General features: G+C 36.7%; 12 protein-coding genes and 1 pseudogene. All 13 read left to right on the top strand.

Going from position 1 to position 11,896, the window contains the following annotated elements; all coding sequences use genetic code 11:
- The first annotated feature begins 48 nt into the window (after window positions 1-48).
- Complete coding sequence (gene mraY, locus MKY09_RS13250) at window positions 49-1,020, top strand: phospho-N-acetylmuramoyl-pentapeptide-transferase (RefSeq protein WP_169358983.1); 972 nt, start codon at window positions 49-51, stop codon at window positions 1,018-1,020.
- 1 nt (window position 1,021) lies between these two features.
- Window positions 1,022-2,380, top strand: a complete 1,359-nt coding sequence (murD, locus tag MKY09_RS13245; RefSeq protein WP_169358984.1) for a UDP-N-acetylmuramoyl-L-alanine--D-glutamate ligase — start codon at window positions 1,022-1,024, stop codon at window positions 2,378-2,380.
- Window positions 2,381-2,429: 49 nt separating this feature from the next.
- Window positions 2,430-3,488, top strand: a pseudogene (locus tag MKY09_RS13240) (putative peptidoglycan glycosyltransferase FtsW); the annotation flags it as partial.
- A gap of 1 nt (window position 3,489) precedes the next feature.
- On the top strand, window positions 3,490-4,287 hold the full coding sequence (locus MKY09_RS13235; RefSeq protein WP_169358985.1) for an FtsQ-type POTRA domain-containing protein: 798 nt from the start codon (window positions 3,490-3,492) through the stop codon (window positions 4,285-4,287).
- Window positions 4,265-4,984 carry a DUF881 domain-containing protein gene (locus MKY09_RS13230; protein ID WP_342566855.1) on the top strand — a complete coding sequence of 240 codons (720 nt, stop codon included), beginning with the start codon at window positions 4,265-4,267 and terminating at the stop codon, window positions 4,982-4,984. Before MKY09_RS13235 ends, MKY09_RS13230 begins: the two co-directional genes overlap by 23 nt.
- A 24-nt stretch (window positions 4,985-5,008) precedes the next feature.
- Complete coding sequence (locus tag MKY09_RS13225; protein WP_251552940.1) at window positions 5,009-5,728, top strand: DUF881 domain-containing protein; 720 nt, start codon at window positions 5,009-5,011, stop codon at window positions 5,726-5,728.
- A 2-nt stretch (window positions 5,729-5,730) separates the two neighbouring features.
- The gene (locus tag MKY09_RS13220; RefSeq protein ID WP_169358988.1) at window positions 5,731-6,081 is read left to right on the top strand and encodes a small basic family protein; all 351 of its coding nucleotides are present in this window, start codon (window positions 5,731-5,733) and stop codon (window positions 6,079-6,081) included.
- A gap of 99 nt (window positions 6,082-6,180) precedes the next feature.
- Complete coding sequence (gene ftsA / locus MKY09_RS13215; protein ID WP_342566854.1) at window positions 6,181-7,473, top strand: cell division protein FtsA; 1,293 nt, start codon at window positions 6,181-6,183, stop codon at window positions 7,471-7,473.
- A gap of 41 nt (window positions 7,474-7,514) precedes the next feature.
- Window positions 7,515-8,678, top strand: coding sequence for a cell division protein FtsZ (gene ftsZ, locus MKY09_RS13210; protein ID WP_169358990.1), 1,164 nt, complete (start codon window positions 7,515-7,517; stop codon window positions 8,676-8,678).
- Between the two features lie 470 nt (window positions 8,679-9,148).
- On the top strand, window positions 9,149-9,991 hold the full coding sequence (locus MKY09_RS13205) for a sigma-E processing peptidase SpoIIGA (RefSeq protein WP_169358991.1): 843 nt from the start codon (window positions 9,149-9,151) through the stop codon (window positions 9,989-9,991).
- Entirely contained in the window at window positions 9,991-10,698 is a 708-nt protein-coding gene (gene sigE / locus MKY09_RS13200; protein WP_240949634.1) for an RNA polymerase sporulation sigma factor SigE, read from the top strand. Before MKY09_RS13205 ends, sigE begins: the two co-directional genes overlap by 1 nt.
- Before the next feature lie 89 nt (window positions 10,699-10,787).
- Window positions 10,788-11,570, top strand: coding sequence for an RNA polymerase sporulation sigma factor SigG (gene sigG, locus MKY09_RS13195; RefSeq protein WP_169358992.1), 783 nt, complete (start codon window positions 10,788-10,790; stop codon window positions 11,568-11,570).
- A gap of 80 nt (window positions 11,571-11,650) precedes the next feature.
- Window positions 11,651-11,890, top strand: a complete 240-nt coding sequence (locus MKY09_RS13190) for a YlmC/YmxH family sporulation protein (protein ID WP_169358993.1) — start codon at window positions 11,651-11,653, stop codon at window positions 11,888-11,890.
- The last annotated feature ends 6 nt before the right edge of the window (window positions 11,891-11,896 follow it).

Genomic DNA, 11,896 nt, shown 5'->3' with positions numbered 1-11,896 from the left:
ACTATAGTACATTCATGATTAGTTGTGCGTATTTAAGGAGATTTTTTTATGACATTGTCTACAACGTTAATTACACTTATTGCTAGTTTTTTAGTATCTGTTATACTTGCCCCGATTATTATCCCCTATTTAAGAAGGATGAAATTTGGGCAAAGTATAAGAGAAGAGGGGCCAGAATCCCATCAGAAAAAAGCTGGAACACCTACCATGGGTGGTTTAATATTTTTAACCTCAATCATTGTGACAACACTTGCTATTTCGTTTATATTTGACAAGCTTACGACACAGTCAATCGTATTGTTGTTAGTATTAGTGGGCTTTGGGTTAATTGGGTTCTTGGATGATTTTATAAAAGTAGTTTTAAAGAGAAATTTAGGTTTAACTTCTCTACAAAAACTAATCGGACAAATAATTATTGCGATTATTGCCTTTTTCTTGTTAAAGCTAGGTCCATTTGATACTTCAATTTCCATTCCATGGACTGATATTACGCTTTCTCTAGGTCAGTTCTATGTTGCCTTTTTAGTGTTTTGGCTAGTTGGCTTCTCCAATGCAGTAAACCTATCAGATGGGTTAGATGGTCTTGTATCTGGTACAGCATCAGTATCTTTCGCTACTTTTGGAGTGCTTGCTTTAATATACGAACAAACGGATATTGCAATTTTTGCCTTTAGTGTTGCTGGAGCCTTGTTAGGTTTTCTATTGTTCAATAAAAATCCCGCTCAAGTTTTTATGGGAGACACTGGATCACTAGCTTTAGGTGGAGCACTAGCTATGGTTTCAATTCTTGTTCAACAAGAAGTGCTTCTATTGATCGTTGGGATTATCTTTGTAATAGAAACATTATCGGTTATATTACAGGTCATTAGCTTCAAAACTACTGGTAAGAGAATATTTAAAATGAGTCCGATTCACCATCATTTTGAACTTTCTGGCTGGAGTGAACGTAAAGTTGTCACCGTATTTTGGGCTATTAACTTTGCGGCTGCAATGTTTGTAGTGATTATGGAGGTTATGTAAATTGAAACAGCTACCTTTTGTATACCATAAAAAAATACTTGTTTTAGGCTTAGCCAAAAGCGGTACAGTTGCTGCTGAGCTCTTGCATGACTTAGGAGCATTTGTAACAGTTAATGATTCCAAGCCATTTGAGCAAAATGAAAATGCTCAATATCTTTTGACCAAAGGATTGACAGTCATTTGCGGCAGTCATCCAGAAGACTTGCTGGATGAAGGGTTTAATTTAATCGTAAAAAATCCTGGAATTCCTTATACGAATAGTGTAGTTGCAGAAGCTATTAAAAGAGGTATTCCTGTATGGACAGAAGTAGAGCTTGCGTATCGTATTAGTGATGCTCCCATGATTGGAATTACGGGGTCAAATGGTAAAACTACTACAACGACTCTTATATACGAAATGTTGAATCATGCTTCTAAGCAACCATTGATTGCGGGTAATATAGGAACTGTTGCCTCTGGGGTCGCAGAAAAGGCGACTGCAGACAATACAATTGTTATGGAGTTGTCCTCCTTTCAGTTGATGGGAACTGAACAATTAAAACCTAAAATTTCAGTTTTAATGAATTTATATGAGGCTCACTTGGACTATCATAAGGATTATCAAGAATATACAGACGCAAAATTTAATATTACCAAAATGCAGGATGAAAATGATTGGTTTGTCTATAATGCAGAGCAACAGTTAGTTCAAGATTATGCTGATAAAAGCCAAGCACAAAAGGTTCCTTTTTATGTTAGCAAAAAGACAGCTAATGGTATAAGTGCCGACGATCAATTTGTATATTGGAATGGTGAACAACTTTTTGAACGCTCCCTTATTGCACTACGAGGTAAGCATAACTTGGAAAATGTATTAGCTGCAACTGCTGTAGCTATTTTGTCAGACTGCTCGTTAGAGAGTATTAAATTTGTATTACAAACCTTCCAAGGTGTAAGGCATCGCACTCAGTTTGTGTTAGAGTCAGATGGACGTAAGTTCTACAATGATTCTAAAGCTACGAATACGCTGGCTACCAAAAGTGCGTTAGAAGGGTTTACTGAGCCTGTCGTGTGGATAGCGGGTGGAGTCGATCGAGGACATTCGTTTGATCAGCTTATTCCTTATTTACCTAATGTGAGAGCACTTGTACACTATGGTGAAACAGCGGAAAGACTTCAGAAATTTGGAGAAGAGAACCATATACCCTTCGTGAAAAGAGTCTCTAATTTAGAGGAAGCCACCCGTTTAGCTGTGGAGGTATCAGAAAAAGGAGACATTATTCTTCTTTCTCCCGCTTGTGCAAGCTGGGATCAATATGAGAGCTTTGAAATTCGAGGGGATGAATTCATCAAGGTTGTTGAATCTTTAACGAATAATTGAAAGGATGAAATAATCGAAAGATAAACGTAAGTTACTATTCTTATCGTCTGTATTATTTTTATCAATTATTGGGATTTTGTTTGTGCATTCAGCCGGATCGTATTGGAGCGAGGTTCATTATCAAGGGCAAACGCCTTTCGCTTTGAAACAGAGCTTGTATTTAATAGTTGGGGTGGCAGGAGCATTTTTTATACAAAATAAATCATTTCTCCGCCTTCCCACATTTTGGCACGTTTTATATATCATATCGGTGGTATTGCTTATAGGGGTATTGATTCCTGGTATCGGTGTCGTACGGAATGGTTCACAGAGTTGGATATCTCTTGGTTTTACCAACTTTCAGCCTGCAGAGCTGTCTAAAATTGCTGTATTAGGCGTGTTGGCTTTAGCTTTAGCAAAGGAACCAAAAAACAAAGGTAAACTATATATGCGTAGCGCACTTCTACTCTTGCTGCCAATAGGCTTAATAATGGTTCAACCAGATTTTGGATCTGCTTTTGTATTAGTTGTAGCAGTATTTATGCTGTTATTTGCTGCAGGACTTCCTTTAAAGTTTTTTTTCGCCATTGGATTATCTGGGGTAATAGGTTTAGCAGCACTAATCATTTCTGCTCCGTATAGGTTAGTTAGGATCCAAGCTTTCTTGGACCCTTGGAAAGACCCTTTAGGTTCTGGATTCCAAGCAATTCAATCACTATTAGCCATTGGTCCAGCTGGTCTATTCGGTTTCGGCTACGGAAATAGTCGCCAAAAGTTTTTATATTTGCCAGAGCCACAGAATGATTTTATCTTCTCCATTTTATTGGAGGAAACGGGATTTATCGGTGGGATAGTTGTAATCTCTGCCTTTGTTGTTTTTTTCACTACTAGCTATATGATGGCTTCCCGTGCGAAGACAAGAGAGGCCCAATTAATGATAGTAGCCTTAACCTCCTTACTTGTTGTACAAACGTTTTTAAATATGGGAGTAGTAACTGGCTTGTTACCTGTCACAGGGGTAACCTTACCATTTATCAGCTATGGCGGGTCATCCTTAGTAATGACCTGGGGGATTATCGGAATCATTTTAAACTTGGCTAATACATCTAGTACAGAAGGGAGGCGGTAGAATGGAAAAAGTCATCGATATCGAAGATCGAATACCTACCTTAAAAGAAAAAAGAAGACGTAGAACAAACAAAAAATTTTCCATTCTACTTTTTCTCTTTGTCTTTACTCTATTGGTCTTGCTTTATTTTCAATCGTCTTATAGTCAGGTACAAAAAATAGAGCTAGATGGGGCTAAGCTTTTCTCCGTGAATCATTACATTGAACAAAGTGGTCTAAAAATTGGAGATTCCATGTGGAGCTTTAAGGAAAAAGACATAGAAAATTCATTGGAGAAAAGCGATTGGGTAGAATCAGTTCAAGTTAAAAGAAAATGGCTATCCAGTGTTCATATCGAAGTTAAAGAATTTAAACAAGTTGGATATGTAGAAAAGGAAAATGCACTTCAAATAATTTTGGAAAATGGTAAGACTATAATTCCAGAAGATGAGATTGTTCCTGTCGAAGGGCCAATCATCGCAGATTTTGAAGATGAAAAAATTCGATTACGTCTTATAAAAGAACTTAAAAAGTTGAATAGTGAAGTGTTATTAACTATCTCTCAAATAAACTACGTCCCTACAGAGAATGATATATACTCCATTCAAGTTTTTATGAATGATGGTAATGAGGTACAAGCTCTAATCCCATCATTTTCAAGTAAAATGAATTATTATCCGTCGATTATTTCACAAATAAACCCAGATCAAAAAGGGGTAATCGATATGGAGGTAGGGTCATATTTTGAACCCTATCAAAAGGTTTTAAATGAAACTGAGGGTGAGGAGGCCATTGAGGATGAAGAAGAGGAGTCGTCTTAATGTTCCTTTTCGTGGACGTATTCTTATCTCGCTGGTTAGTTTAGTGTTAGGGTTCATTTTAGCTTATTCCTATAGCATGGCATCTGCGGATAAAGAAATAGAGGGTAATAATAGCTATTCGTTGGAAATACAAAAGTACAGAGAGCAGCTAATAGAACAGAAGGAAATGAATAAGGAATTAACAGAAGAGATAAATAAAAAACAACAGGCTATTAGAGTTTTTGAAAAGTCATTTGTGGATAGCGAAGAAAGCGTGGAAGAGTTAGTAAAGGAGGCTGAAATGCTTCGGTTACTAATGGGAGACATTCCATCTGAGGGGAAAGGCATTTCAATAGCTTTGCAGGATGGTGAGTATAATCCTTCTCAGGAAAACCCAAATGATTACATTGTTCACGAAAGTCATGTATTTAAAGTGATAAATGAGCTAAAAATATCAGGAGCAGAAGCAATTACTATTAATGGACAAAGGCTTCATGCTCAATCTTACATATCGTGTACTGGCCCAGTGATAACCGTCGATGGACGAGCTTTTCCCGCGCCTTTCACAGTTGAAGCCGTAGGTGATCCCAAGGTATTACTAGCATCGGTTAACTTAGGTGGCGGTATTGTAGATCAGCTAACAAACGATAATATCGTAGTCACCGTTGAAGAAAAGAGTAACATCATGATGCCTGCCTTGCGTGGGGACCAAAATTAACAAAGGCAAAGGAGGGCCGAATACATGAAAAAAACCGTCTATATTCGGTTTACTATAATTTTGTTGATCGTTGGTTTCATGATTGCCATTCAATACAATACAGTAAAACAACCAGAAACTCGCGATACGCGTGATGTATGGGAGATTCGCCAAGAGCTTGCCACGGAAACACAGCTGCATTCCGAATTGTTGTCGGAAGTGCGCCTGTTAGAGGAGACAGTTGGCAAGTATGACAATATGGTCAATGAAAGCCCTGAAATAGCTTTAAATGAAACCGTTAAACAATTAAAACAGGATATTGGTATAGCTGATTTTAAAGGTCCAGGACTAACCATAACAATTGAACCCTCTTTAGAGAGTATGATGGTGGGGGAGCAAATAGAAGAAATATCTCCTGATTTATTAATTCGATTAATTAATGAGATTAATCGCTTTAAAGCGGAGGCAGTAGAAGTGGATGGCAAAAGGATTGTATATTCCTCTGCTATACGGGATGTAAACGGCAGGACGACGGTTAATAACCTGACAATAAAAAAGGCCCCCTTCACTATTAAAATTGGCACATTAACATTAGAAGACGCTAAGAAAATGTATAACCAGCTACAAGCATCTCCTATTGGAGATAATTTTTACATTGATAATCTAAGACTAACTATAGGTGAACCGGAAGATGAGGTTACAATACAAGCCTTTGATCAATCAGTAAATATGGAATTTTTACAAGAAGTGCCAGGGGGAGAATAGTTATGTGGTTGCCGTTTTTAGGATTAATACTTGGAATATCACTTGGCTTAATGACTGATATTCAAATTCCAGAGGTTTATGAAAGCTATTTATCCATTGCTGTTTTAGCTGCATTAGATACTTTGTTTGGAGGAATTAGGGCACAACTTCAACAAGTTTACGATGATAAAGTATTTGTTTCCGGTTTCTTCTTTAATATTGCTTTAGCTGCTGGTCTTGCCTTTCTGGGGGTCCATTTAGGGGTAGATTTATATCTAGCAGCCATCTTTGCTTTCGGTGTTCGACTTTTTCAAAATATAGCTGTGATTCGTCGAATAATATTAACAAAATGGCCTGAGAGAACAAAAAGATAATGTTTTGTGCTATAATTTACTATTTCTTTAGAAAATTTTAGACTTTATAGGTTTTTTACAATAGAATAATAAATAAAGAGTTATTAGGAGGTGCCACGGGTGAATCAATCAGAAATGTACGTATCATTAGATATTGGGTCGTCTTCCATTAAAGTATTAATAGGTGAAATGAGTGATGACTCGCTGCATGTAATAGGAGTAGGAAATGTTAAATCAAACGGTATTAGAAAAGGCACCATTGTTGATATAGATGCAACTGTTCAATCGATTAAAAAAGCCGTTGGTGAGGCTGAAAGAATGATAGGAATGTCTATACATGAAATAGTGTTAGGTATACCCGCTAATTTAGCGAATATACAAAACGTTAAAGGCGTTGTCGCTGTCAATCGAGAGGACAGAGAAATAACAGACGCAGACTTGGACCGCGTATTAGAGTCTGCTCAAGTAATGTCTATTCCTCCTGAAAGAGAGCTAATTAACATTGCTCCCAAACAATTTATCGTGGATCATTTAGAAGAGATTAAAGATCCTCGCGGAATGATTGGAACTCGTCTAGAATTAGACGGTTTAATGATGACGACATCCAAAACGATTTTACATAACGTGTTACGATGTGTGGAAAGAGCAGGCCTTCAAATTAGAGAGATATACCTTCAACCATTGGCAGCAGGACATTTTGCCTTAACTGAGGATGAAAAAAATCATGGTACTGCCTATATTGATATTGGTGGAGGCTCTACAACCATTGCAATATTCAGAGAAGGTCATTTAGTCAATACTACTGTTATTCCTGTAGGTGGGGATCATATCACTAAAGATTTATCTATCGTTTTAAAAACCCCTACAGAACAAGCAGAAATGATAAAATTAAAATATGGACATGCCTTTTACGATGACGCGTCGGATGATGAGTTATTCGAAGTACCAGTAATTGGTGCTGATATGAAAGAGCAATATTCTCAACGATATATAGCAGAGATTATTGGAGTACGTCTAGAAGAACTATTTGAGTTAATTCTTGAGGAATTTTACCGTATGGGATTACAAGATCTCCCAGGTGGAGTAGTAATCACAGGTGGAGTTGCTAAACTTGAGGGTATCGGACAATTGGCGAGACACATATTACAATCGCGTGTTCGACTGTACACACCAGATTATATCGGCGTTAGAGAACCACAATATACAACAGCTGTTGGCCTTATAAGATATGCCTATAAAGAAGATCTTTTCTATGGTAAAATTGGCAATAGCCATGCATTATCTCAAATGGCACACAATGAAGTAGTAGCAAGCACTAAAAAACAAAAACAACCACAAAAAAATTCAAACAATGAAAACAAAGAGAGTGCAATGAGTAAGGCGAAGAAACTTTTTGACAAGTTCTTTGAATGAGAAAACTTTATCATAGTTGAAAGAATATAGGAGGCAATAGCATGTTAGAATTTGAAACAAACGAAGATCAATTAGCAATTATTAAAGTTATTGGAGTCGGTGGCGGCGGAAATAACGCAGTAAATCGTATGATTGAACATGGCGTCCAAGGGGTAGACTTTATCGCTGTAAATACAGATGCACAAGCCCTTAACATGTCAAAAGCTGAAGTAAAACTTCAAATTGGTGGTAAACTAACTCGCGGTTTAGGAGCAGGAGCTAACCCAGAGGTAGGTAAAAAAGCAGCTGAAGAAAGTAAAGAATTAATAGAAGAAGCACTAAGAGGTGCAGACATGGTTTTCGTAACCGCGGGAATGGGTGGCGGAACTGGTACAGGAGCAGCTCCTGTAATAGCTCAAATCGCTCGTGACTTAGGTGCTTTGACTGTCGGAGTAGTAACACGTCCATTTACTTTTGAAGGCCGCAAGCGCTCTACACAGGCTGTAGGCGGGATTGGCATGATGAAGGAAGCCGTTGATACACTAATTGTTATTCCTAATGATCGACTATTGGAGATTGTAGACAAAAATACTCCAATGCTAGAAGCATTTAGAGAAGCTGATAACGTTCTTCGTCAAGGTGTCCAAGGTATCTCTGATTTAATCGCAGTTCCTGGTCTTATTAACTTAGACTTTGCCGATGTTAAGACAATTATGTCTAACAAAGGAGCAGCACTAATGGGGATTGGTATTTCTGCAGGAGAAAATCGAGCAGCAGAAGCAGCTAAAAAGGCTATTTCTAGTCCGTTACTTGAAACTTCGATTGATGGAGCGACAGGTGTATTAATGAATATCACTGGCGGCTCAAATCTTTCCTTATTTGAAGTACAAGAAGCTGCAGACATCGTAGCATCTGCTTCAGATGAAGAAGTTAACATGATCTTTGGTTCGGTTATCAATGATAACTTGAAAGATGAGATTGTAGTAACAGTAATTGCAACCGGTTTTAATGAAGAAGTAATTATGCAAAAACAACCTAGAGGGACAGGCTTTGGAACTGCACGTGCACAGCAAGCAGCTACTACACAGCGTGAAACTAGAAAAGAAGAGCCACAGTCTCAACCGCAGCCTTCTTATCAGCAGGAACGTCCTGCTCCAACTCATAACCACCAAGATGATGCTTTAGATATACCAACATTTTTAAGAAATCGTAATCGCAGAAACTAATAGATTAATAGATAAAAAGCAATCAGTTTAATAGCGATTGCTCAGGCTATAGACTTTCAAAGAAATTTGAAATGTCTATAGTCTTTTTTATTGTTTAGGAAATTGTATTATTCTGAACCTGTGGAATTTATTTATGTTTTTAATTAGTCGTTTGAATTGTCACTTTTGTAATGTTTACAGTCACTAAAAGAAAGTTTTAGTCAAAATCAACCAATAAACTTTAACAAACCTTTTATTTTTAATACATAGTGAGGTGCCTTCTCTTCATGTAAGGTCTCATTATTTTTCAACTTTTTGTTCTTAGTCTTCGTCTCATCAAAGGTTTATGAAATCGATTCAACTAGTTACGAAAAAAACTCATACCATAATTCTTTCTATAATTTTGTCGTTTAAAAAATTTACTTTTGAACGCTCCTTTGACAAATTTCTTATAAATCGGATGTTAAGCTTTTATCAAAAGGAGGAGAGCTATGTACGCAGAAGTTATGATTGCAACAAACACCTTTTTCAACTATACCGTTTTAGCGTTTGCAAACAGAATTGGTTGGATTGAAAACAAAAAAAGATACCTGCTTCTGTCTGCATTTGTTGCGGGATTGATAACCGTCGTTTTTTCTAATCATTTCATTACGCTATTTTTGACTTTCTTTCTCATGATTGGAATAGCGTTTTGGAAAAAAAGGACACAAATCGTCAAAGCCATTTCATTAACATTACTAGCAAGCATCTTTGCTGGTGGACTACTTACAGCAATTGCCCCAATGTACCATAATGCGAGTAATTCATTCATGATTATCAATTATGCATTAATTGCTACTGGTGGTTTATACCTCCTCACGAAACACGTACTTAGTCTGCATATTTCACAATCGGAAAGAGAACTTATTTATCCTTCTAGCATTAAATTATTCAATCAAACAAAGGAACTTACACTATTTATTGATTCTGGGAACGTCTGTACAGAACCACTTTCTAATGATCCTGTACACTTTATAGCAGCAGAAGCTCTTCGTCCCATTCTTCCAGAACTTCTTTATGATGTGATAAATAGCTGGGATAGCACACATTATAAAGGTTTGGATATGCTTCCAAAAGAGTATGCGAGTAAGGTTCGTCTAATACCAATTGCAACCGTTCAAAAGGAAAAGTCATGGGTAATAGGCATTAAATTCGATGAATGGGTCGTAAATGATCAACCTTTACCAAAAGGTTACATCGTACTAACGAGAGGTAAGGACAAATTTCCACACGAGGCAGACGGTATCTTACATAGTTCCTCGTACTATCATTTGAAAAAAAGGAGTGCTAAATAATGATATTAAATATGCTACGTCGATTTTATTATTGGATTCTCTCATTTAGAAGAAAAGGAGTCCATTATATTGGTGGAAGTGAATCATTACCAAAACCATTGACGAGAGATGAGGAACGAGAAATGCTACTAGCTTTTATGGATGGAGATGAGTACGCAAGAGATGTGTTAATCGAAAGAAATTTAAGACTTGTAGTATACATTGCTAGAAGATTCGATCAAACGAATACAAACATAGAAGATTTAATTAGTATTGGATCCATCGGACTTATAAAAGCGGTAGAAACGTTCAATTTAGATAAAGGCATTAAGTTAGCAACCTATGCTTCAAGATGTATTGAAAACGAAATTCTTATGCATTTGAGAAAAACGAACCGCATGAAATCAGAAGTTTCATTTGATGAGCCTTTAAATTCTGATTCAGATGGTAATGAATTACTGCTTTCCGATATTCTGGGTACAAGTGAAGATCTAATAATAGAGGATGTCGAAAAAAAGCTAGAACGTCAGCATGTTTTTGAAGCTATAAATTTATTGGGAAATAGAGAAAAATATATTATGCAATGTCGTTTTGGGCTTAACGGACAAGAGGAAATGACTCAAAAAGAGGTAGCTGATCATCTTGGAATTTCCCAATCTTATATCTCAAGATTAGAGAAAAAAATAATTTTAGATTTAAAAGAAGTACTGAATGAACCGATTGCCTAATGGGTGAAATTGGATAGCTATGCTCCGAATAATCTTTTAACCGGCGGATAAACTGACTAAGAACTATTAAAAAGTCCGGAGGAAGATCTATGACGAGAACAAAAGTTGAATTATGCGGCATTGACACATCAAAGCTTCCTTTACTAACCCACGAAGAAATGAAAGCATTATTTATTCGCTTACAAGCTGGCGAAGATTCGGTTAAAGATGAATTGGTAATGGGTAATTTAAGATTAGTTTTAAGTCTAGTACAGCGCTTCGCTTATAGAGGCGAGCAAGCAGATGACTTATTCCAGGTAGGTTGCATAGGGCTTATAAAGTCCATTGAAAATTTTGATTTAAAACATAATGTGCGTTTTTCCACATATGCAGTGCCTATGATCATTGGTGAGATAAAAAGACATTTGCGTGACCACCATTCTGTAAGAGTTTCTAGATCATTAAGAGATATTGCTTATAAGGCTATGAAAGCCAAGGAACAATATATTAACGAACATTTGGAAGAACCGACATTAGAGGATTTGTCTAAAATACTTGAGATACCAGTAGAAGATATATTACTATCGCTAGATGCAATTCAAGATCCTGTCTCTCTTCAAGAACCAATTTTCAGTGATGGAGGAGATGCTATTTATATGATGGATCAATTATGTGATAATGATGTATCAGAAGATCAATGGGTTACTTATTTTACGGTAAAAGAGAGTTTTCAAAACTTAGACTCGCGACAAAAGAAAATATTAACGAAAAGAATATACTTTGGTGCGACACAAACCGAAATAGCTACCGACCTGGGTCTCTCGCAGGCTCAAATCTCAAGACTAGAGAAAAGTGCTTTATCTACTATTCAAAATCAGTTAAATCCTAAATAACAATCCTTAACGCTTTTTCTCGTCAGAAAAAGCGTTTTTTTCTATTTTCATGAATATACTATTAAAAAGGAGGGGAACTGTTGAAGTTTTCAGATGCGCAACAAAAAGAAGTCATTGAGGCTAATTCAGGGCAATTACTGGGCTTTATAGTGGATGCAGAAATAGATAAAGAAACAGGTCATATCATTTCCTTTATTGTAGAAACTAATGGGGCATACCCCACATTTTTCAATAAAAAAAGGGAAACGAAAAAAATTAGCGTACAAAATATAGCTGTTATTGGAAAAGATGTAATAATTGTTGCTAAAAACAGAGAATAGGTACTG

It is taken from the genome of Psychrobacillus sp. FSL K6-4046, assembly GCF_038624605.1.
In the GTDB taxonomy this organism is placed as follows: domain Bacteria; phylum Bacillota; class Bacilli; order Bacillales_A; family Planococcaceae; genus Psychrobacillus.
The sequence above is the reverse complement of the archived record's forward strand: the minus strand, read 5'-3'. Positions and strand labels throughout refer to the sequence as shown.